This window comes from Ruegeria sp. CG11 (assembly GCF_056537245.1).
In genome coordinates, this window is sequence record NZ_JBQFRE010000014.1 from 55,497 (window position 1) to 77,234 (window position 21,738).

The 21,738-nt window shown below is 59.4% G+C and carries 23 protein-coding genes and 1 tRNA gene; 11 read left to right on the forward strand and 13 right to left on the reverse strand.

What is annotated here, in order from left to right; translation table 11 throughout:
* Positions 1-8 precede the first annotated feature (8 nt).
* From ACR0KW_RS19650 to ACR0KW_RS19670, 5 genes are all read left to right on the forward strand, one after another.
* A complete protein-coding gene (locus ACR0KW_RS19650) occupies positions 9-770 on the forward strand; it encodes a DUF6478 family protein (RefSeq protein ID WP_480806501.1) in 762 nt (253 codons plus the stop codon).
* An 11-nt stretch (positions 771-781) separates the two neighbouring features.
* Positions 782-1,141, forward strand: a complete 360-nt coding sequence (locus ACR0KW_RS19655; RefSeq protein WP_480806502.1) for a hypothetical protein — start codon at positions 782-784, stop codon at positions 1,139-1,141.
* Positions 1,142-1,192: 51 nt separating this feature from the next.
* Positions 1,193-2,746 carry an MFS transporter gene (locus tag ACR0KW_RS19660; RefSeq protein ID WP_480806503.1) on the forward strand — a complete coding sequence of 518 codons (1,554 nt, stop codon included), beginning with the start codon at positions 1,193-1,195 and terminating at the stop codon, positions 2,744-2,746.
* A gap of 95 nt (positions 2,747-2,841) precedes the next feature.
* Entirely contained in the window at positions 2,842-3,066 is a 225-nt protein-coding gene (locus ACR0KW_RS19665; protein ID WP_475212944.1) for an AbrB/MazE/SpoVT family DNA-binding domain-containing protein, read from the forward strand.
* A complete protein-coding gene (locus ACR0KW_RS19670; RefSeq protein ID WP_480806504.1) occupies positions 3,063-3,449 on the forward strand; it encodes a type II toxin-antitoxin system death-on-curing family toxin in 387 nt (128 codons plus the stop codon). The genes ACR0KW_RS19665 and ACR0KW_RS19670 overlap by 4 nt, the downstream gene beginning before the upstream one ends.
* 116 nt (positions 3,450-3,565) lie before the next feature.
* Here the strand turns inward: ACR0KW_RS19670 and ACR0KW_RS19675 are convergent, their stop codons facing one another.
* From ACR0KW_RS19675 to ACR0KW_RS19705, 7 genes are all read right to left on the reverse strand, one after another.
* The gene (locus tag ACR0KW_RS19675; protein ID WP_480806505.1) at positions 3,566-4,906 is read right to left on the reverse strand and encodes a S41 family peptidase; all 1,341 of its coding nucleotides are present in this window, start codon (positions 4,904-4,906) and stop codon (positions 3,566-3,568) included.
* 6 nt (positions 4,907-4,912) lie between these two features.
* Positions 4,913-6,043: a murein hydrolase activator EnvC family protein gene (locus ACR0KW_RS19680; RefSeq protein ID WP_480806506.1), complete on the reverse strand. Its 1,131-nt coding sequence runs from the start codon at positions 6,041-6,043 to the stop codon at positions 4,913-4,915.
* Positions 6,040-7,557 carry a 2,3-bisphosphoglycerate-independent phosphoglycerate mutase gene (gene gpmI / locus ACR0KW_RS19685; RefSeq protein WP_480806507.1) on the reverse strand — a complete coding sequence of 506 codons (1,518 nt, stop codon included), beginning with the start codon at positions 7,555-7,557 and terminating at the stop codon, positions 6,040-6,042. Before gpmI ends, ACR0KW_RS19680 begins: the two co-directional genes overlap by 4 nt.
* An 88-nt stretch (positions 7,558-7,645) precedes the next feature.
* Positions 7,646-9,334: a sulfatase-like hydrolase/transferase gene (locus ACR0KW_RS19690; protein WP_480806508.1), complete on the reverse strand. Its 1,689-nt coding sequence runs from the start codon at positions 9,332-9,334 to the stop codon at positions 7,646-7,648.
* Positions 9,335-9,398: 64 nt separating this feature from the next.
* Complete coding sequence (gene nqrM, locus ACR0KW_RS19695) at positions 9,399-9,641, reverse strand: (Na+)-NQR maturation NqrM (protein WP_170326465.1); 243 nt, start codon at positions 9,639-9,641, stop codon at positions 9,399-9,401.
* A gap of 15 nt (positions 9,642-9,656) precedes the next feature.
* The gene (locus tag ACR0KW_RS19700; RefSeq protein ID WP_480806509.1) at positions 9,657-10,682 is read right to left on the reverse strand and encodes an FAD:protein FMN transferase; all 1,026 of its coding nucleotides are present in this window, start codon (positions 10,680-10,682) and stop codon (positions 9,657-9,659) included.
* Positions 10,683-10,747: 65 nt separating this feature from the next.
* Positions 10,748-10,933, reverse strand: coding sequence for a hypothetical protein (locus ACR0KW_RS19705; RefSeq protein ID WP_170401628.1), 186 nt, complete (start codon positions 10,931-10,933; stop codon positions 10,748-10,750).
* Positions 10,934-11,057: 124 nt separating this feature from the next.
* Here ACR0KW_RS19705 and ACR0KW_RS19710 point away from each other — a divergent pair, with 124 nt between their 5' ends.
* The 3 genes from ACR0KW_RS19710 (at position 11,058) to tviB (ending at position 13,978) form a co-directional block, all read left to right on the forward strand.
* The gene (locus tag ACR0KW_RS19710; RefSeq protein ID WP_480806510.1) at positions 11,058-11,582 is read left to right on the forward strand and encodes a CBS domain-containing protein; all 525 of its coding nucleotides are present in this window, start codon (positions 11,058-11,060) and stop codon (positions 11,580-11,582) included.
* Positions 11,583-11,666: 84 nt separating this feature from the next.
* Positions 11,667-12,680 (forward strand): GDP-mannose 4,6-dehydratase, encoded by a 1,014-nt coding sequence (locus ACR0KW_RS19715; protein ID WP_480806511.1) that lies wholly within the window; start codon positions 11,667-11,669, stop codon positions 12,678-12,680.
* Positions 12,681-12,694: 14 nt separating this feature from the next.
* Positions 12,695-13,978: a Vi polysaccharide biosynthesis UDP-N-acetylglucosamine C-6 dehydrogenase TviB gene (gene tviB / locus ACR0KW_RS19720; RefSeq protein ID WP_480806512.1), complete on the forward strand. Its 1,284-nt coding sequence runs from the start codon at positions 12,695-12,697 to the stop codon at positions 13,976-13,978.
* A 36-nt stretch (positions 13,979-14,014) separates the two neighbouring features.
* Here the strand turns inward: tviB and nqrF are convergent, their stop codons facing one another.
* From nqrF to ACR0KW_RS19750, 6 genes are read right to left on the reverse strand one after another with little or no spacing between them, the layout of a single operon-like run.
* Complete coding sequence (gene nqrF, locus ACR0KW_RS19725) at positions 14,015-15,238, reverse strand: NADH:ubiquinone reductase (Na(+)-transporting) subunit F (RefSeq protein ID WP_480806513.1); 1,224 nt, start codon at positions 15,236-15,238, stop codon at positions 14,015-14,017.
* Between the two features lie 10 nt (positions 15,239-15,248).
* Positions 15,249-15,857, reverse strand: a complete 609-nt coding sequence (gene nqrE / locus ACR0KW_RS19730) for an NADH:ubiquinone reductase (Na(+)-transporting) subunit E (protein ID WP_039526851.1) — start codon at positions 15,855-15,857, stop codon at positions 15,249-15,251.
* Positions 15,857-16,510 carry an NADH:ubiquinone reductase (Na(+)-transporting) subunit D gene (locus tag ACR0KW_RS19735; RefSeq protein ID WP_170326472.1) on the reverse strand — a complete coding sequence of 218 codons (654 nt, stop codon included), beginning with the start codon at positions 16,508-16,510 and terminating at the stop codon, positions 15,857-15,859. The genes nqrE and ACR0KW_RS19735 overlap by 1 nt, the downstream gene beginning before the upstream one ends.
* A complete protein-coding gene (locus ACR0KW_RS19740) occupies positions 16,510-17,325 on the reverse strand; it encodes a Na(+)-translocating NADH-quinone reductase subunit C (RefSeq protein WP_480806514.1) in 816 nt (271 codons plus the stop codon). The genes ACR0KW_RS19735 and ACR0KW_RS19740 overlap by 1 nt, the downstream gene beginning before the upstream one ends.
* Positions 17,318-18,526: an NADH:ubiquinone reductase (Na(+)-transporting) subunit B gene (locus ACR0KW_RS19745; protein WP_480806515.1), complete on the reverse strand. Its 1,209-nt coding sequence runs from the start codon at positions 18,524-18,526 to the stop codon at positions 17,318-17,320. Before ACR0KW_RS19745 ends, ACR0KW_RS19740 begins: the two co-directional genes overlap by 8 nt.
* Before the next feature lie 5 nt (positions 18,527-18,531).
* Complete coding sequence (locus ACR0KW_RS19750; RefSeq protein ID WP_480806516.1) at positions 18,532-19,875, reverse strand: Na(+)-translocating NADH-quinone reductase subunit A; 1,344 nt, start codon at positions 19,873-19,875, stop codon at positions 18,532-18,534.
* A gap of 288 nt (positions 19,876-20,163) precedes the next feature.
* On the opposite strand from ACR0KW_RS19750, the gene ACR0KW_RS19755 reads away from it, so the two are divergent.
* The 3 genes from ACR0KW_RS19755 to ACR0KW_RS19765 all read left to right on the forward strand — a co-directional run.
* Positions 20,164-21,279 carry a THUMP domain-containing class I SAM-dependent RNA methyltransferase gene (locus tag ACR0KW_RS19755; RefSeq protein WP_480806517.1) on the forward strand — a complete coding sequence of 372 codons (1,116 nt, stop codon included), beginning with the start codon at positions 20,164-20,166 and terminating at the stop codon, positions 21,277-21,279.
* 99 nt (positions 21,280-21,378) lie between these two features.
* Positions 21,379-21,455, forward strand: a tRNA-Pro gene (locus ACR0KW_RS19760).
* 175 nt (positions 21,456-21,630) lie between these two features.
* A partial coding sequence (locus ACR0KW_RS19765) for a glutathione S-transferase N-terminal domain-containing protein (protein WP_480806518.1) occupies positions 21,631-21,738 on the forward strand: 108 nt, incomplete at its 3' end.

Genomic DNA, 21,738 nt, shown 5'->3' on the forward strand with positions numbered 1-21,738 from the left:
TTGGGGCCATGGGCAGACTTCTGGATCGCTATATTCACCGCCGGGTTGTTGCGCGTTGGCGCAAGGCATTGCACGGCGCGGCCGAAGCGTCTGAGCCACAGCTGCGTCAACAGCGAGACGACGCACGCAAGCTGCGCACGCAACTGGATATGCTGATCCACGAAGCTGATGGCCGGTTGGCCCGACCCAGAATTGGGTCGATCCAGTTCCCCAAACCTCTGGGTACGGATTGGTGTTGGCGGCCGGATCTGTGGCGCGGGCCGCTGTCGCGCCCGGGGGTGGCCTCGGCCCCGCGCAAGGCGCAGATGGATCGGCAGGTAACGCTGTTTCATGACTGCCCTCTGGCCGAGATCGGGATGCGGCAGACGCGAAATTCCCGCGACAAGGACTTGGCCGCATTCGGGCTGACGGTCGATGTGTTCGGGTTTTCAGGTTCGTTCCTGTCACTGTCTGTGGAGTTGCCGCCCGAAGCCGCCCAAGGGCTGACCAAACAGCATCTGATGCGCGCCGACGTGCAGATCGAGCTGGAACAACCGCTCGAGGTGTTTGCCCGCCTCAACATTCAGCACGGTCCCAACACCGAACAGGTGCTGCGCAAACTGGACCTGTCCACCGCGGCCAACTCGGTGGATTTCGATCTGGCCCACTTGCCCCTGAACGAACAGCGGGTCGAGAAGATCTGGCTGGACCTGATCTTTGACAATCCCCGAATGAACCGCGCCACGCTGCGCGATCTGACCTTCTGCCGCCACCACCGCGCCGATTTGTGAGAGTTCCGACCATGACGCTTCCGATTTTGACGCCCATCCGGTTCGAAAACGGCCTCTGGCAGGGGCATCTGAAGGCCGACTCTGAACCACGGGTCGACGTGCGCTATCTAGGCGAAAATCTCGAAGACGTGCGTGTTTCGGCATCTGACGACGGGTGGGACCTAACGGTTCCCGTGCCCGTAGCCGCGTTGTCTGACGGTGTGCATTGCTTTGTGATCGCTGATGCAGCAACCTCGGAAAAGCTTGGCGATTTCACCATCATTGCAGGCTCCCCCGCCGCGGATGATCTGCAGGCTGAGGTCGAGCTTTTGCGCGCTGAACTGGACATGCTGAAGCGGGCCTTTCGCCGGGCGCAAAGTGCCACCGAGTAATTCGCTTAGGGCAAATCCCTATCTTTTCAACGCATTTCCGTGCATCCTAGAGTGACCCGCAGCAGCCTGGGCAAGCTCATGGATCGCAGCAGCATCGTCAAAGTCATTGCATTGATGGTGACGGGGTTCGGGATCGGCATCGACTTTACCGGCGCGCTGATCCTGGTTCCGGCCATCGAAAACAGCTTTGATGCGGACATCACCAGCACGCAGTGGGTTCTGAACATCTATGCTCTGTTCTTCGCCATGACTATGGTCGCCGGCGGGCGCATGGGCGATATGTTCGGGCACCGCAAGATGATGCTGATCGGGCTGTCGATCTTTCTGTTTTCATCCATCATGTGCTTTGTCTCGCCCAGCCTGGACTTCCTGATCTTTGCCCGCGCCCTGCAGGGGATTGGCGCAGGCTGCGTTTGGCCCTGCACGCTGGCTTTCGGGGCGACCAAGGTTTCGCGGCCCGAACATCGGGCCATGATCATGGGGCTGATCCTGGCTGGCGTCACTTGCGGCAACGTGTTCGGCCCTTTGATCAGCGGGTCGGCAGTGAATTTCGGGGATTGGAGGCTGTTTTTCCTCGCCAACGTGGTGTTTTCAACCATTTCGATGGTGACCGCCCTGCTGTTGATGCAGCGCGAAACTCAGCACAAGCAGGGGGAACATATCGACTTTGCCGGGATGGCCGTGCTGTCCTTTGCGGTCTTGCTGTTGCTCTATGGGCTGGATGTCGGCGCGGATTGGGGCTGGACCTCGGCCCCGCTGTTGATGCTGTTCTTTGTCAGCGCGGTGTTGTTCGTTCTGTTCCCGCAGGTGGAAAAACGGGTGAAAGAGCCGCTGCTGCTGCCGCAGATGATGGCCAACCGAGAGTTTCGCATCACCTTGGGGCTGAACATGTTCAACGTGTCGGCAGCTTTTGTCGGGCTGATGTATTTTCCGCAATACATGCAAAAGGTTCTGGGCTGGTCGACCTTGCAGTCGGCTTTTGGGCTGGCACCTCTGACGGTTCTTCTGGCGGTGGGGTCCATCCTGTCGGGACGGTTGTATAACGATTTCGGCCCCAAGCGGCTTTTGCTTTGGGGGTATCTCTGTGCCACGGCCGGGGCCGCCAGCGTTGTGGTGCTGCCCGCCGGGCTCGGGTATTTTCAGATCCTGCCGGGCATGGCGATGATCGGGCTTGGGGCTACGCTAACGGTCGGGCCATCCGGCACCGCCGCCGTCTGTGCGGTGAAACCGGAACGGGCGGGGCTGGTCGGCGGCCTGAGCTTCATGACCCATTTGGTCTACGGCGCCATCTCGGTCGCCTGCGCCACCGCGATCATGTACCTTGTTAGCCTACGCAGTCTTGGCGAACGGCTGACCGCCGCCGGAATTGACATGTCGGACGCAGATCAGCGGGCCATCAATGGGGGGACGCTGACCACCTCGTCTGCAAAGGCAGTGATGGAAAAACTGAGCAGCACCGAAGCCGATACGGTCAAATCCGCCATCGCCGCCGCCTTTGACACCGGAATGAACATGGCCTTTATCTTTGCGACCCTATCCGTTTCGGTCGGAGTCTTGCTGGCAATAATGTTGGATGAGGAAAAGCTGCATAGGGTCGAAAGCTGATACACGCGGAAAAAGGCCAACTCCGAATGAACCAGTTGAAACTTGCCAGATTCGACTCAAGTAAGTATATACAATAATATATACCGGAGAACCCAATGATCGAAACCAAGATCCGCAAGGTCGGAAACTCGGCCGTCATGACACTGTCCACCGAGATGTTGACCATCCTCGATGCCAAAGAGGGCGACACCCTTTTCGTATTGCGCGGTGATGATGGCACGCTGAAAATCATGGCCCATGACCCTTCGGTCGCCGAGGCGCTCGAGGCTGCTGAAATTGTTATGGACGAGAACCGCGATTTGCTTCAGGCGCTGGCGTGAAAGCCCTGATCTGGGTTCCGCTGGCGGCGGTAGTTGCAATTCACGACCGACAGATATCGCGGCATGGCGGAGCCCCCGGAATGCGCGATCGCGCCCTGCTAGAGATGGGCTGCGCAAGAGCCATGAACCTTGCGGCATACGCTGATGCCGATCTTGCCGAAATTGCAGCCGCTTACGCTTTTGGCATCGCCAAGGCTCATGCTTTCATCGACGGCAATAAGAGAACGGCCTTTGTGACCGCGCTTACTTTCCTTCGGCTTAACGGGTATGCTTTCCTCCCCGATCCAACAAACGGTGTGCAGAGGATGGAAGGTCTGGCAGCAGGCCAAATTGATGAAACGGAATTTGCGAACTGGGTTAAAGCTGGCTGGAAACCGATCTGAAACCGTCAGGGATTTATTCTCGGACAAATGCAGTCCACATGGAAAGCCCCGCTGAAAAACCAGCGGGGCTTTCAACCTTCACTTTTAGAGACCGCTTATCAAGTGGTCTCGACACATTATTGTGACGGCCCGTTCGGGTTGAAGGCCGACAGACCCTTCAGGATGTCGATGGCGTAAGCCAGCTGATAATCCTGTTCGCGCAGCTCGGCGGTAGCTTCGGCGCGGGCGCGGTCTTCTTCGATCTGACGGACTTCGTCCTCGCTGAGGCTGTCATTGTTCAGACTGCCGCGCAGATCAGCTTCGGACCGGGCCGGACGGTCCGAGTCCTCGTCGTCCGATGCGGGCGCCGGGCGCGGCTGTTCGACGATGATGTCAGGGCTGACACCAAGCGCCTGGATCGAGCGGCCCGACGGCGTGTAATAGCGCGACGTGGTCAGGCGCATGGCTCCGTCCCCGCGCAGCGGCATCACTGTCTGCACCGAGCCTTTGCCAAAGCTCTTGGTGCCCACCACGATGGCGCGGCGGTGATCCTGCAGCGCACCGGCGACGATTTCGGACGCCGAGGCCGAACCGCCATTGATCAGAACCACAAGCGGCTTGCCTTCGGCCAGATCGCCGGGGGTCGCGTTGAACCGCTCGCCTTCGCCCGGATCACGGCCACGGGTCGAGACGATCTCGCCTTCGTTCAGGAACGCATCCGAGACCTTGATCGCCTGCGTCAGCAGACCACCCGGGTTGTTGCGTAGGTCCAGAACAAAACCGTTGACCTTGTCGATACCGCCAGCCTCTTCGATCTGTTCGTTCAGCCCTTCCTGAAGGTTGGGGAAGGTCTGGTCGTTGAAGGTGGTCACACGCAGCACGACGCTGGTGCCTTCGGTGCGGGCACGCACAGCAGTCAGCTTGATCGTGTCGCGAATGATCGTGACGTCAAAGGGTTCCTGTTCCCCTTCGCGTACGACCGTAATCACGATTTCCGAACCCACAGGTCCGCGCATCAGGTCCACTGCCTTGTCCAGCGTCAGGCCCAGAATGCTTTCGCCATCGACATGGGTGATGAAATCACCCGCTTCGATCCCCGCCGCATCTGCGGGCGTGTCGTCGATGGGCGAGACGACTTTCACAAAGCCCTCTTCCTGCGTGACCTCGATGCCCAGCCCGCCAAACTCACCACGGGTCTGCACCCGCATCTGTTCCGCGTCGTCGGGCGAAAGATAGCTGGAATGCGGGTCCAGCGAGGTCAACATGCCGTCAATCGCCGCTTCGATCAGCTCTTCAGGCTCAACCTCTTCGACATATTGCGCGCGGATGCGCTCGAAAATGTCGCCGAACAAATCCAGTTGCTCATAGACGCTGGCGTTGTTCTCGGCCTCCTGCGCCAGCAGAGGGCCTGCGATCTGAGTGGTTGCGATTATACCTGCCAAGGTTCCGGCCAAACCGGCCATCACAAATTTCTTCATACGTGTTCATCCATCCTTGCTGGTCCGAAACCACGATTCCGGGTCCACGGGGCTGTTATCCTGTCTTACCTCTATATAGAGCGTTTCTGACCGGTCAGTTCCAGTGCCATCACCGCTTGTTGACAAAATAGCGCCGATTTCGGGCGTTTCACCGGGCATCAAACCCACCGGAGTGCCTTCGGGGATCACTTGCCCGGTGTTGCCGTAAACCTCTTGCAGGCCCGAAAACACGAACAAAAGCCCGGGTTGAGGCTCCAGTATCACCAGATTCCCCAGATCCAGCAGCGGTCCGCGATAGCGAATGGTGGCGGCTGTCGGCGCGGTCACAATCGCGCGGGGACGCGTGCCCAGCACCACGCCGGGGCGTTTGACACCGGCAGCATCCGTTTCCCCCGCGCGATGCAGAAGGACACCCTGCGCGGGCAATGCGATCTCACCTTTGCGGTCAGAGATATCGGCACTGGTTTCAGCGATTTCACCTTCGGAAATTTCGGACAGGCCGCTGGCAAACCCTTCCAAAGTCTCCGTGGAGGAGATCAGGATCGCTGTGCGCACCGGGTCCTCGACAAAACGGCTGGGTAGATCGGTGCGGTCGGCGATGGCGGTGCTCAGCTGCGTTCTGGCGGTCTGGACGCCGGACAGCCCTTCGGTCAGGGTTTCAGCCGCGCTTTGCTGCAATTGGCGCAAGGTCTGCACTTCTTGCAAGTCATGTGCCAAAGCCTGCGCGCGGGCGTTGAGGCCCGGTGTGACCTCGGACAGCATCATCCCTGCCCGGGCCGATCCCAACGGCCCCGACGGGTGCAGCATCAGAACCGGCGGTGCGGTTGTCTCAATGGTCTGCAACACGCCCAGCAACTGCGCGATTTCCTTTTCGCGGGTGCGCAGTTCGGCGGTCAATTGCGCCTCGCGCGTGGCGGCGCGGCGCAAACCCTCGCGCATGGCGGTCAGACCGGCCTCATAGGCCTGGATGGTTTCGGTCAGGGCGCGCACGCGATCACGGGCACTGTCCGCCTCAGTCAGGGCGACCGAGGCGTCCTCGAGCATCTGCGCCGCATTCAGCGCGGCTGTGGACGGGTCGGTCTGTGCATGGACCGGAGCCGCAAACAGCAGCGCCAGAACAAGCGCGCGCATGATCATGACAGCAGGCTCTTCCCAGTCATCTCCGGCGGTCGATCCAGGCCCATCAATCGCAACAGGGTGGGTGCCAAATCGGACAGGCGCCCGTTGCGCAGCGTCGCACCCTCGGGGCCGCCGACCAGTGCCACGGGCACCGGGTTCAGCGTGTGCGCCGTGTGCGGCCCGCCGCTTTCCGGATCAACCATCATCTCACAGTTGCCGTGGTCGGCGGTCACGATCATAGCGCCGCCTGCCTTTTCCAAGGCGGCCACGACCTGCGCCAGCCCTTGGTCCACGGCCTCACAGGCCTTGATTGCCGCCTGCAGGTCTCCGGTGTGGCCGACCATGTCAGGGTTGGCGTAATTCGTGACGATCAGGTCGTAGCCTGCTTCGATTGCCTCGACGAATTTCGCGGTCACCTCGGCCGAGGACATCTCAGGCTGCAGGTCATAGGTCGCCACTTTGGGCGATTTCGGCATGTAACGGTCTTCGCCCACCTCGGGCGTTTCCTTGCCGCCGTTGAGGAAGAAGGTGACATGCGGGTATTTCTCGGTCTCGGCCAGGCGGAACTGACGCAGACCCTGTTTGGCGACCCACTCACCCAGCGTATTCACGATATCGCGCTTGGGAAATACGGTGGTCATATAGGCGTTGTGGCCGTCCGAGTATTCGACCATCCCCAACAGAGCAGACAGTTGCGGGCACGGGCCGGTGTCGAAATCGGAGAAATCCGGCTCACCAATCGCCCGAAGAATCTCGCGGGCGCGGTCGGCGCGGAAGTTGAGGCAGAAGACCCCGTCCCCGTCTTTCACACCGTCGAAACCGTCCAGAACCGTCGGCACGATGAACTCATCGGTTTCAGACTGGTTATAGGCATGGTCAATGGCGCCATGTGCCGTCGCAGAGGTTCGGCCCTGCCCCTTGATCATCGCCTCATAGGCCTCGCTGACGCGTTCCCAACGGTTGTCGCGGTCCATGGCGAAATAGCGCCCGCTGACGGTGACAATGCGCGCGCCTTCGGGCAGTCGTTCTTCCAGCTCGGCGATATAGGTGAAGGCGGATTTCGGCGCCACGTCGCGGCCATCGGTAATCGCGTGCAGCGCGACGGGCACGCCTGCGTCGGTGATCGCTTTGGCCGCGGCGACGATGTGGTTCAGGTGACCATGCACCCCGCCATCGGACACTAAGCCCATCAAATGCGCAGTACCGCCCGAAGCTTTCACCTTGGCAATGAAATCCTGCAGGGCGTTGTTGTCGAAGAACGAGCCATCCTCGATCGCCAGGTCAATCTGCCCCAGATCCATCGCGACAACGCGGCCAGCGCCGATATTGGTGTGACCGACCTCGGAGTTGCCCATCTGACCGCTTGGAAGACCCACATCCGGCCCGTGGGTGATAAGCGTCGCGTGCGGACCATTGGCCATGATCGCGTCAAAGGTTGGTGTGTTGGCCAGATAAGGCGCGTTGGCCTCTGTATCCTCGGACAGGCCCCAACCATCAAGAATGCACAGGACAACGGGTTTTGGGGCGGTCATGTCGGCTCTCCGGATTACTGCTCTTGGTCGGTCTTTTATCGTTTGACCCGCGTAGGGTGAACCGCCTTTTGGCGGTGTCCGGACAGATTTAATGCCCGGAGGGTTTGTCCTTGCCGATATATTCAGCAAAAGGCCGGGCTTTGCGCCCGCGATATTTGACGGTCAGGTCCAGCGGGGCCTCGTTTTCGTCATAGACCCCCAAGACAACCCCCCTGCCCCGGCTTTTTGTGCGCATCTCTATCAGTTGCGCTTCGGACCGGGTGGTGCGCTGCGACGGGCGGCGGGTCCAGGCAAAAAGGTGGTCATACATCTCAGCGATGACCTCGGTATGGTCGGCACTGTCGCCCAGATCTGTCAGCTCATCCGGATCATTCTCCAGATCGAACAGGATGGGTCTGTGGCCGCCTTCGCAATGGATCAGTTTCCATTTCTTGTTGGCGACCATGAACATCACCGCATCCCGGACGGATGCATTCAGCATGTCTGCGATGGGCGAGGCGGAGTAATCGTATTCGCAGATCACCACATCGCGCGGCGTTTCATCTTGCCGGCCATGCAGGATCGGCAGCAGAGAATGCCCTTCGAGGATATGCGAGGCGACCTCTCCCCCGGCCACATCCACAAAGGTCGGGGCGAGGTCGATGGATTCCACCAATGCATCACTGACCGTGCCGCGCGTCGCGTCGGCCTCGGGCGATGGGTCATAGATGATCAGAGGCACTTTGGTCGAAGCATCGTGGAAAAACGTCTTCTCTCCCATCCAATGATCGCCCAGAAAATCGCCGTGATCCGAGGTCAGCACGATCATCGTGTCCTCCATCCGGCCGGTTTTCTCCATCCAGTCGAACAGGCGCCCCATCTGATCGTCGGCCTGTTTGATCAGGCCCATATAGGCGGGGATCACCGCCTCGCGCACGTCCTGGCGCGAGAAGGTCTGGCCGATTTTCGTATCCATGAACGCGCGCAGAACCGGGTGGGCGTGCTCACGTTCGGCCTCGGACCGGACCACTGGCAGCACATGCTCGGGGCCATACATCGAGGCATAGGGTTCAGGCACAATGTAAGGCCAGTGTGGCTTGATAAAGCTCAGGTGACAGCACCACGGGGCGTCATGGCTTTCCATGAATTCGATGCCGCGGCCGGTCAGATAAGGCGTTTCACTATCTTCTTCGGCGATATTCGCCGCCTCGCTCGAGTTCTTCAGGAACCAGCCCGACAGAACATTGCCATCCGCATCCAGACCGGAGTTGGCAAAGTCGTGCCAGGGGTTGTCACTCTCATAGCCTTTGTCGGAGAGGTACTTGTTGTACTTGCTCGCCCCGTTCGGGTCATAGAACCCGTCGGGGCCTTCGGGGCGCATCCCATCGTCGCGTTCGAAGACGTCGAACCCGCATTCCGCCACGCGAGCGCCGATCAGGCTGTCGGGCTCTAGCCCCAGCCGTGCCATGCCTTCGGCATCCGCTTTCATATGGGTTTTGCCAACCAGCCAGCAATCCATACCCGCCTTGCGCAGATGGTCACCCATCGTGATCTCACCGACCTTCAGCGGGATACCGTTCCACGAGGCCCCATGCGAATGCACATAGCGCCCGGTATAAGTGGACATGCGTGAGCTGCCGCAGATCGGGGATTGGATATAGGCGCGGTCGAACCGCACGCCACGCGCGGCCAGCCGGTCAATATTGGGGGTATGCAGATGCGGGTGGCCGTAGCAACTCAGGTAATCCCAGCGCAGCTGGTCGAACATGATGAACAGGATGTTTTTGGCTTTGGCCACCACTCTACCTCCCCGATGGTCAGGGACCTAGTTAGCCAATTCCCGGCCCGGGGCGAAGTGCAAATTACGCTTCGGCCTGACGTTCCATCTGCTCCTGCATCTTTCTGGCGCGTTTGCATTGGAGCTTGTCGCGCAGCGGCGAATTCGGATCGACGTCTTTCTGGCAGACCACACATTTATCTGCGCCCGAGATTGCATTCAAACCACCGCAGCTGCCCTTGATGGTCTTGCCCATCAGCATCACGCCCAGTGACATGCCCACCACAACGAGGGTTAGCAGAATGAAGGCCAGAATAAAGGTGCTCATCGTGGGTCCTACCGGTTAGTTGGTGCCAAGCGCGTCTTTGAATGCGGTGCTGTGTACGGTGATATAGGCTTCTTCGCCACCTGTCACATCCCGCGAGATGAAATACACGGCAAGTTCATGCTTTTCGGCCAGCTCAAGACCTTTTTCTTGCCCCAGCGCCAGCATCGCCGTGGCCCAGGCATCCGCCATCATCGCGTTTTCGGCCAGAACGGTGACCGATGTGGTCCGGTGCGTGATCGGACGGCCCGTCGTCGGGTCGATGATATGCGAATAGCGCACGCCATCGTGCTCGAAGAAATTCTTGTAATCGCCTGAGCTGGCCATGCCCAGATCGCCCACCGATACGATCAGCTGCGGAGTCTGCGCTCCGGCCTGCGGTTTTTCGATGCCGATCCGCCAGGTTTCGCCCTTGTCGTTCTGGCCCTTGGTGACCAGATCGCCGCCGATTTCTACCAGATAATCCTCGATCCCCGCTTCGCGCAGGGTCTCGGCCACGGCGTCGATGCCATAGCCCTTGGCGATCGCAGACAGGTTAATGCCGACGCCGGGTTCGGATTTTGCCAGCGTGCCCGCCTCGGCATCCAGGGTCAGCAACCGGTTTTGGCCAACGCCGCTCAGCGCGGCCTCAATCTCGGCATCCGAGGGCACCGGATCTTCCGGCGTACGCGGGCCAAAGCCCCACAATTCGATCAGCGGGCCGAGGGTGACGTCGAAAATGCCGCCGGTTTTGTCGTGTACCTCATTCGCGGCCGTCATCACTTGCGCGAACTCGGCGGATACGGGCGTCGGATCGGTGCTGGTTGCGGCGGAAAAGGTCGAGACCTCGGAATTTGGGTCCCAGTTTGACATCTTGGCGTTGACCTCGGCCAGGGTTTCTTGAACCGCAGCGGCCAGAGCGTCCTCGTCCAGATCCTCGCCAATGGCGGTGATGTTGAACGTTGTGCCCATTGTCTCACCCGACAGGCGGACCACTTCGGGCTCCTTGTCGAACAGGCAGCCGGACAAAAGTGTGACAAAGGCCAATACAGGCACAAGACGCATGGGGTGGTCTCCGAAAATTCAGTGCCCGGCATATGCCAGCCACCCATGCCGGAGTCAAACCGGCGTCACAGCTTCAGCGGCAAAAAGCCCAGAACCAAAAGGCCGATCCCCGCCGGCACCCCGAACAGCCAGGCCCGTTTCTGCCATCCCGGCGCCTGCTGTTTCCACGCCATGCGGAAATTATGGCCGCACACGACCACCGCAAAGAAAATCAGCGCGGCCACGGGTGGGGTAAGATACAGCTCGTTCAAAGGCTTAAGGTTCCTCCGCTGGCGGGAGTTTCCGCCGATCAGTGCAAATGCACCCTATACAGGTCGTTTAGCTGCGCTAAGGTGAAAGGGAAAGACTTTGCAATAACCATGAAGGAGATTGCCCATGGCCCCAACCTCTTACCAATCGCCATCGCGTGGCGACAAGGCTGACAAGACCACGTACAGCCAATCGACCGAGTCGAACCTGTCGCACTCGCAGACAACCGTGGCCAAGTTGCTGGAAGGTAAAGGGGATGCGGTGTTTTCGGTGCGTCCGAACGAGACGATCCATTCCGTGGTCAACACACTCAAGGAAAAGCGGATCGGTGCGGTGCTGGTGACCGACCAGAACGGCGCCTTGCTGGGTATCCTGTCCGAGCGCGACATCGTGCGGCGCATGGCGGACACGCCCGGCCAGACCCTGCCGCAAGCGGTCGAAGACCTGATGACGCACGAGGTCAAGACCTGTACGCCGGATGATTATCTGAACGATGTTCTGAAATCCATGACCGAAGGCCGGTTCCGCCACATGCCGGTTCTGCGTGACGGCAACTTGTGCGGCGTCATCACTATCGGCGACGTTGTACATTTCCGTCTGGAAGAGCTGGAATACGAAGCGCTTCGGATGAAGCAGATGATCGTCGGCTAAGCGATTTCGCCCAGAATCTCCTTGACCTTGCCCCAACGACAGTGTCCCTGATGCGTCAAAGATTGTGTTAAGGTCGAGGGTTGCATGAAACGAGTTCTGGTCACGGGCACGGCGGGCTTTATCGGGTTCCATCTGGCAAAGCTGCTGCTGTCCGAAGGATTCCGCGTGCATGGCTATGACGGGATGACGGACTATTATGACGTCACCCTGAAACGCCGCCGTCATCAGATGCTGTTGCAGACACCTGGATTTTCCGCGACCGAGGACCTGCTGGAAAATCACGAACGCCTGAAGCAGATCGCCGATGAGTTTCAGCCCGAGGTGATCGTCCACCTTGCCGCGCAGGCAGGGGTGCGCTACAGCCTCGAAGATCCGCGCAGTTATGTCAGCTCGAACGTGGTCGGGACTTTCAATGTGATGGAGGTCGCCCGGCAGCATGAGGTCGAGCACCTTCTGATGGCCTCGACCTCTTCGGTTTATGGCGCCAACGAGGTCATGCCCTTTACCGAGGTGGAAAAGGCCGACGCCCCCCTGACCATTTACGCCGCGACCAAAAAGGCGAATGAGGCGATGGGCCATTCCTATGCCCATTTGTGGAACCTGCCGACCACGATGTTCCGGTTCTTCACTGTCTATGGAACATGGGGGCGGCCCGATCTGGCACTGTACAAATTCGTGGATGCGATCCTGGATGACCGTCCTATCGACATCTACAACCACGGCGACATGTATCGCGACTTCACCTATGTGGAAGACCTTGTGCGCGGTATCAGGCTGTTGATCGATGTCCCGCCCGAGCGTCCGGCCAATGCGGACGAGATTGAGGAAGGCGACAGCCTTTCCCACGCGGCACCGTGGCGTGTGGTCAATATCGGCAACGGTGACAAGGTCCGGTTGATGGACTTTGTCGAAGCCATCGAAGAGGCGCTGGGGAAAAAGGCCATCCGCAACTACATGCCGATGCAAATGGGCGACGTACCTGCGACATGGGCCGACAACGATCTGCTGCAACGGCTGACCGGCTATCGACCGCAGACGGATTTCAAAGACGGGATCGCGCGTTTTGTCGAATGGTTCCGTGACTACCACCAAAAGTGACCCGAGGGGCCGTGATGCTTGAAACCAACCCGAATTCCCGTCGGATCGCTGTTATTGGCCTAGGGTATGTTGGTCTGCCGCTGGCCGTGGCCTTTGGCAAGATCGGCCCGGTCGTGGGCTATGATATCAACCCGGACCGGATTGAAGCCCTGCGCGCGGGGCTGGATGCAACGCAAGAGGTTGAGCCGGAAGACCTGGCCGCCGCCTCTGGCTTGGTTTTCACGACCGACATGTCCGATCTGGACGCGTGTGACACCTATATCGTTACGGTCCCTACCCCGATCACCAATGGCAAGCAGCCCGATCTGTCCCCCCTGCTTGCGGCGTCTGAAATGGTTGGAGGGCTGCTGAACCCCGGTGATCTGGTGATCTATGAATCCACCGTCTACCCTGGCGCGACCGAGGAAGACTGCGTGCCGGTTCTGGAACGCACATCTGGCCTGACCTTCAACCGCGATTTTTTTGCCGGGTACAGCCCCGAGCGGATCAATCCCGGTGACAAGACCCACAGGATCTCGGATATCTGCAAGGTGACCTCCGGCTCGACCCCTGAAGTGGCCGATCTGGTGGATGCACTTTACGCCCGGATCATCGCGGCGGGCACTCACAAGGCCGAAAGCATCCGAGTGGCCGAGGCTGCGAAGGTAATCGAGAACACGCAGCGTGACCTGAACATCGCGCTGGTTAACGAACTGGCGATGATCTTTGGCCGTATGGATATCGACACGGATGCCGTTTTGCGGGCGGCGGGCACCAAATGGAACTTCCTGCCCTTCCGTCCCGGTCTGGTTGGCGGGCACTGCATAGGCGTCGACCCCTATTACCTGACCCACAAGGCCGAGGCTGTTGGTCATCACCCCCAGATCATTCTGGCGGGGCGGCGGTTGAATGACAGCATGGGCGGCTATGTCGTCTCGCAACTGGTCAAACGGATGATGCGCGACGGGATCAATGTGGGCGCGGCGCGGGTTTTGGTGATGGGCCTGACCTTCAAGGAAAACTGCCCCGACCTGCGCAACACGCGCGTCGTCGATATCATCGAAGAGCTACAGGATTACGGCGTCACCGTGGACGTCTATGACCCTCATGCCGATCCGCGCGCCGCTGAGGCCGAGTATGGGATCTCACTGATCGAACACCCTCAGAATGCCACCTATGACGCGGTGGTGCTGGCGGTGGCGCATCGGGAGTTTCTGGACCTCAATCCCGCGCAAGTACGCGGCTATGGCAAGGACCAGAGCGTCGTCTTCGACGTCAAATCCTGCCTGCCCAAAGAGGCCAGCGACCTGCGCCTGTAAAAAAAACCGGCGCGTGGTGCGCCGGTTTTTCGTTTCTTACCCGCCGAAATCGTCGAGCATGATGTCTTCGCGGTCCACACCCAGATCCAGTAGCATGTTGATGACCGACTGGTTCATGATTGGCGGGCCACACATGTAGAACTCGCAATCCTCGGGCGCGGGGTGGTTCTTGAGGTATTCTTCGAACAAGACGTTGTGGATGAAGCCGGTGTAGCCTTTCCAATTGTCCTCTGGCTGCGCGTCCGACAGAGCCACGTGCCATTCGAAATTGTCGAATTCTTCGGCCAGAGAGTCGAAATCTTCGACAAAGAACATCTCTTTCTTCGACCGCGCACCGTACCAGAAGCTGATCTTGCGGTTGCGGTTCTCAAGACGCTTGAGCTGGTCAAAGATGTGGCTGCGCATTGGCGCCATACCGGCACCACCGCCGATGAAGACCATCTCTTTTTCTGTCTCGCGGGCGAAGAATTCACCAAACGGGCCTGAGATCGTAACCTTGTCGCCCGGCTTCAGGTTGAAGATGTACGACGACATCTGACCCGGAGGGATACCTTCCGATCCCGGAGGCGGTGAGGCGACCCGGACGTTCAGCATGATCATGCCCTTTTCATCCGGGTAGTTGGCCATCGAATAGGCGCGCTCGATCGGTTCGTTCACAACCGATTCATACTGCCACAGATTGAAGCGGTCCCAATCTTCGCGGTACTCCTCCTGCACGTCGAAATCGGTGTATTTCAATGCGTGTGCAGGGGCTTCGATCTGGATGTAGCCACCGGCGCGGAAATTGACGTCTTCACCTTCCGGCAGATCCAGAGTCAGCGCCTTGATGAAGGTTGCCACGTTGTCGTTCGAGCGAACGGTACATTCCCATTTCTTGACTCCGAAGACCTCTTCGGGAACCTCGATGTCCATGTCCTGCTTGACCGCAACCTGACAGGACAGACGGTCACCGCAGGAGGCTTCGCGCTTGGTGATGTGGCTTTCCTCAGTCGGCAGGATCGAGCCGCCACCCGAATGCACCTTCACCCGACACTGCGCGCAGGTGCCGCCACCGCCACAGGCAGAGGGGACGAACAGCTTCTCGGCTGCCAGCGTTTGCAGCAGCTTGCCGCCTGCGGGCACCGAGATGGTTTTCTCACCGTTGATGGTGATGTTGACGTTGCCGGTCGAGACCAGACGCGAGCGTGCGGCCATGATGATGGCGACCAGCGCCAGAACGATCAGCGTGAAAAGGATTACGCCAAGGCTAAAAGTTTCCATTGCGCCCTCCTTACAGTTTCACGCCCGAGAAGGACATGAAGGCCATCGCCATCAGACCTGCGGTGATGAAGGTGATGCCCAGACCTTGCAGTCCGTCGGGAATGTCCGAGTATTTCAGCTTTTCGCGTACACCGGCCATCGCGGTGATCGCCAGCGCCCAGCCAAAGCCGGAGGACAGACCATAGGTGGTGGCCTCGGCAAAGTTGTAGTCGCGCTCCACCATGAACAGCGAGCCACCCAGGATCGCACAGTTCACAGTGATCAGCGGCAGGAAGATCCCCAGCGCGTTGTAGAGCGGCGGGAAATACTTGTCCAAAACCATCTCGAGGATCTGAACCATCGCCGCGATTACACCGATATACGAGATCAGGCCAAGGAAGGTCAGGTCCACATCCGGGAACCCGGCCCAGGCCAGTGCGCCCGGCTTCAGCAGATAGTTCAGCAGCAGGTTGTTGGCAGGCACGGTGATCGCCTGAACGACCATAACCGAGATGCCCAGACCCAGCGCGGTCGAAATCTTCTTGGAGACGGCGATGAAGGTACACATCCCGAGGAAGAAGCTGAGCGCAAGGTTTTCGACAAAGATGGCCTTTACGGCCAGTGAGATCAGACCTTCCATCAGTGGGCCTCTACCTGCTGAATTTTGTATTCACGCTCTTCCACCTGGTTCGGCTTCCATGTGCGGAAGGCCCAGATGATCAGACCGATGATGAAGAACGCCGACGGCGGCAGCAGCAACATGCCGTTGGGCACATACCAGCCACCGTTGTTGATGGTCTCCAGAATGGTGACACCGAACAGCGACCCGGCGCCGAACAGTTCGCGGATAAAACCAACCAGCATCAGGATCAGGCCATAGCCCATGCCGTTGCCCACGCCGTCGATGAACGACGCCATCGGCGGGTTCTTCATCGCAAACGCTTCGGCGCGGCCCATCACGATACAGTTGGTGATGATCAGGCCAACGAAAACCGACAGGGTTTTCGAAATCTCAAAGGCATAGGCCTTGAGAACCTGATCCACCAGGATCACCAGCGAGGCGATGATCACCATCTGCACGATGATCCGGATCGAGCCCGGGATTTGGTTGCGCAGGATCGAAATGAACATTGACGAGAAAGCGGTCACGAAGGTCACCGCCAGCGCCATCACAAAGGCCACCTGCAGCGACGAGGTCACCGCCAGTGCGGAACAGATACCCAGAACCTGCAGCGTGATCGGGTTGTTGTCGACAAGCGGGTCGACCAGCATCTCTTTCTTGGTCTGAGACATTAGAACTCTCCTGCTTGCAGTTTGGCCAGGAACGGAGCGTAGCCCGCGTCACCCATCCAGAATCTTACCAGGTTATCGACACCCACGGATGTCAGCGTGGCACCGGCCAGCGCATCGACATAGAAGTCTGGGCCAGCAGCAGGCTGCGACTTGGCGACGGTGATCTGCAGATCGCCCGCGCCATCACGCAGCTTCTTACCGCTCCACAGCGCTTTCCAGCGCGGATTGTCCACCTCGGCACCCAGGCCCGGGGTTTCGCCATGCTGATAGAACTGCAGGCCGTAAATATCGTTGCCGTTGTTCTCCAGCGCGATGAAGCCGTAGAGCGTGGACCATAGCCCGTAGCCGTGCAGAGGCAGGATCACCTTGTCCAGATCGCCGGCATCGTCACGCAGCAGATAGATCACGCGGTACTTTGCCTTGCGGCCGATCCCTGCCGGGTCGTTGTCCAGCGCGACGCTCAACTCGGGGTCACTGGCGGCTGCGATATCGTCGAAGGTGGCCGGGTCGAACTGATCATCGACGAACTCGCCTGTGGCCAGTTCCAGCACATGTGGCTCAAACGCGGCGAAGGCTTCGGAGACATCGATGCCGGGCTCATAAACTCCCGCCACCTGCAGAACGTTCACCTGTTTGTCCTTCAGCGCGTTTGCTTCCTGCACCGGGCGCAGGCTGACTGCAGCGGCGGACACGACCATCGAGGCCACAAGGCAGACAGCCACGGCGATGAAGATCGTCTTGCCAACCGAATCCGGCGAAGCCGCCAGAAACTTGGCAATCGCGCCTTTTGGTTCTTGGGATTGCGTATCAGACATGGCGACGCGCCCTCCGTTTGATGTTGGCCTGAACGACGAAATAGTCGATCAGCGGTGCAAAGACGTTTCCGAACAGGATGGCCAGCATCATGCCTTCGGGGAAAGCCGGGTTGAGGACGCGGATCAGCACAACCATGACACCGATCAGCGCGCCATAGATGTAGCGGCCCAGATTGGTGTGGCTTGCCGATACCGGTTCGGTCACCATGAAGGCCAGACCGAACGCATATCCGCCCAGCACGATGTGCCAGTACCAGGGCATCGCAAACATCGGGTTGGTGTTCGACCCGATCAGATTCAGCAGCCATGTGAACACGATCGTCCCGGCCAGGCAGCCCACAATCAGGCGGTAATTGGCAATTTTTGTCACCAGCAGGAAGACCAGACCGATGATACAGGCCAGCGTCGAGGTTTCGCCAAAGCTGCCCTGAATGGTGCCGTAAAAGGCGCTCCACCAGGTAATACCCTCGGCGGCCAGCGCCTGCATCCCGTCAGCCGCAGAAACGGCCAGCGCCGTCGCGCCCGAGAACCCGTCAACCGGGGTCCAGATCGCGTCACCCGACATTTGCGCCGGATAAGCGAAATACAGGAACGCGCGGCCAACCAACGCAGGGTTGAGGAAGTTCTTGCCGGTGCCGCCAAACACCTCTTTGCCGATCACAACGCCAAAGATGATGCCCAATGCCACCTGCCATAGCGGCGTGGTAGCCGGCATGATCAGCGTGTAAAGCATTGAGGTCACAAGGAAACCTTCGTTTACCTCGTGCCCGCGTACGGTGGCGAAGATGACCTCGAAAATACCACCTGCGACTAGCGTCACAATATAGATCGGCAGGAAGTAGAGCAGCCCGTGCATGACATTGGCAAAGATGCTGGACGGGTCCAGCGAAATGCCGAACATCTGCAGCAGCGCGATCCGCCAGCCAGTGGCCGATTCCGGCCCCAGCGTGGCAATGGCCGAGTTCGCCTGATAGCCGGTGTTCCACATCCCCCACAGGATACATGGGATCGTCGCGATCACGACATAAGTCATGATCCGCTTCATATCCACATAGGACCGCGCATGGGGGGCAACGGTGGTTACGGTTTTCGGAGTGTAGATGAAGCTTTCGACCATCTCGTAGATGGGGAAAAGCTTCTCGTACTTGCCGCCCTTGGTAAAGTTCGGCTCAATCCGGTCAAAGAAGCTGCGCAAACCCATTCGGATCAGCCCTCCTTTTCAATTTTGGTCAGGCAGTCGCGCAGCGCCAGCCCGTATTCATATTTTGCCGGACAGGCAAAGCCGACAAGGCCCAGATCCTCTTCGTCCAGCTCCAGCGCGCCCAGTGCCTGAGCGGTATCGGTGTCCATCACCAGCAGCGCCCGCAACAGCTGTGTCGGCAGATAGTCCTGCGGCATCAGCTCTTCGAACGTTCCCGTCGGCACCATCGCCCGGCGACCACCGTTCAGGTTGCTGGTCAGTTTGTAGAGCTTACGTGCAAAGGCCGAGCCCAGAACCGGCTGGATTGCGAATTTCGACGGCATCGGAAGAATCCAGCCCATAGTGTGCTGGTCGTGGTCTTCACGAATGATCGAAATCTGACGAGCGAAGCGCCCCAGATAGGCGGTCGGCCCGTCCGCCTGCACACCAGACAGTATCGAGCCCGAAATGATCCGGGCGGTGCCGTCCACATCGACCTCATCGCGGGTCAGATCATCGGTCGAGGCGCCCATGACGGTACGGATCAACCGCGGTTGCCGCGCACCGGGGCCGCTGAGAGCGATCACGACGTTGGGGTCCAGGTGTCCGGTTTGGAACAGCCGGCCAATCGCGATCACGTCTTGATAGCCGATGGTCCAAACCTGCTTGTCGCCTGCCAGCGGCTCGAGGAAGTGAATATGCGTGCCTGCCAGACCTGCAGGGTGCGGGCCGGAGAAGGCCGCAGCTTCGACACCAGTCACATCTGCGCCCGGAATGGAATCACCGTCCTTTTGGCACAGATAGGTTTTGCCCTCGGTCAGCTTGGTAAGCACGCTCAGACCTGCGGCAAAAGCTTCACCAGCGTCGGCGATGATCACCGCCGCATCAGCTGCCAGCGGCTCACTGTCCATCGCGGTGACGAAAATCGCTGCCGGTTTGCTGCCCGGCACCGGCATCTTCGAATAAGGCCGCGTGCGGAAGGCCGTCCACAGGCCCGCTGCGCACAGCTTTTCGGTCACACCTTCGGCGCTGTCCGCGTTGCCGATGCCCGAGAAGTCGATACCGCTGTCGTTGGGGTCCGAAACCTCGATCACGACGCTCTGCAATACACGCCGGGCACCACGGTTGATGGCTACGACTTTACCGCCAAGCGGGGCGACCATCATCGCCTCGGGTGCGTCCTTGTGACAGAACAGCGGTGTGCCGCGCTGAACCGCGTCACCTTCCTGAACCAGCATACGCGGTTTCAGGCCAAGGTAGTCGCCCCCCAACACCCCGACGGTGTTAAATTCTGGTCCCGGATGGATGGTTTGTTCCGGCGCGCCCTGCACCGGCAACTCCAACCCTTTTTTCAGTTTGAAAGTTTGCATGTCGCTACTGTCTTCCAAGCCTCTTTACCTGCGCCAGCCTTGCCGACACCTTTTCAGGGTCAGACAATAACGCGGGATTTCTAAACAGTCGTCGCAAAAGCGTCGAAATGCGTCCGAATTCCGCGGGCGTAATTCTGATTGGAGGTCCTTTACGCGGGGATGATGCTAAAAGCAAACCTGTTACCGCCAAAACTGCACTTTGAATGGCACTTTCCTGTGAAGACTTACGTTTTGTCGCAGCTCAATTTGCGTGTCGCACCCGGAAAGCTTCCAGTGTAAGCACATCCAATGGAACAGACGACCGATCTTGAGATTTTTCTGGTGGCCACCCCGGGGCTTGAGGCGCCTTTGCACGTCGAAGCCGTCGAAAAGGGATTCGCGGCTGCCAATATCGTACCCGGCGGTGTCAGTTGCCGAGGAGGCTGGCCCGAGGTCTGGCGCGCGAACCTGTGTCTGCGCGGGGCCAACAAGGTTCTGGTCCGTTTGGGCAGCTTTCCCGCGGTCCACCTGGCGCAGCTCGACAAGCGGGCGCGCAAGTTTCCGTGGTCAGATGTGCTGCGCCCCGATATTCCGGTTAAGGTCGAGGCCACCAGCCGCAAGTCGCGTATCTATCACGCGGGCGCAGCTCGTCAGAGGATCGAGCAGGCGATCACGGGCACGTTGGGCGCTCCGATTTCGTCGGACGCGGGTCTGCGGGTTTTGCTGCGCATCGAAAAGGACATCTGTACCTTGTCCGTCGATACTTCGGGCGAGCCGCTGCACAAGCGCGGCCATAAGCCGGCCGTTGCCAAGGCGCCGATGCGCGAAACGATGGCGGCGATGTTCCTGCGGGAATGCGGCTTCGACGGGTCGGAACCGGTTTTGGACCCGATGTGCGGTTCGGGGACGTTTGTCATCGAAGCGGCCGAGATCGCTTTGGGGCTGAACCCCGGCCGGTCCCGTCATTTTGCCTTCGAAGACCTGCAGGGGTTCGATTCGGAAATCTGGGCTTCGATGCAACTGAACGACCCGCGGTCGGAAACAGACATGGTGTTTTACGGCTCCGACCGAAACACCGGCGCTGTCGACGCGGCCACCACCAATGCCGACCGTGCCGGAGTTGCCGTGCACACCCGGTTTCAGTGTAAGTCGGTCAGTGACATCAAACCTCCGGCGGGACCCGCAGGCTTGGTCATCGTGAACCCGCCCTATGGCGCCAGGATCGGAGACGAAAAGCGTCTGCGCTCTCTGTACGGCAGCCTGGGAAAAGTTCTGATGTCACGGTTCAGCGGCTGGCGTGCAGGTATCGTGACCAGCAGCCAGTCGCTTGCCCGCGCGACCCGCCTGCCATTGCTGGCCCCGGGCCCCGTCGTGGATCATGGTGGCACGAAAATCCGGCTCTACCGAACCGATCCCCTGCCCTGATGGGAATTCAGCGTCAATCGTCCCCCGGGAATTCCTGCAAAGGACTTCAGAATCCCTCTTGCACATCCAAATCCCCGGGTATAGATCACCCGCCACGGTCGGAGTGTAGCTCAGCCTGGTAGAGCACTGTCTTCGGGAGGCAGGGGTCGGAGGTTCGAATCCTCTCACTCCGACCAATAAAACAAGGTGTCAAATGCAGAGATATTTTGCCTTTTGACCAGTTAACTTACCTTTCCGCCAACTAATGTTGCCTCTGACTGTCTGAGTTACAGCTAATTCGGATCTTAATTTTGAAAAACGGACCAAACCTGCCTTTCACTGATCGGTCAAGACGTTGCGGCGTGGCTCGTCATTTCGGACGTTCGCTATATCTTATGGACGTTCCGCCGCTGCCCGTATGCAATCAGGGCCCGCCTCGCGTTGGCGTGTTCGGGTGTCAAAGTTGAGTTGCGCGAAATT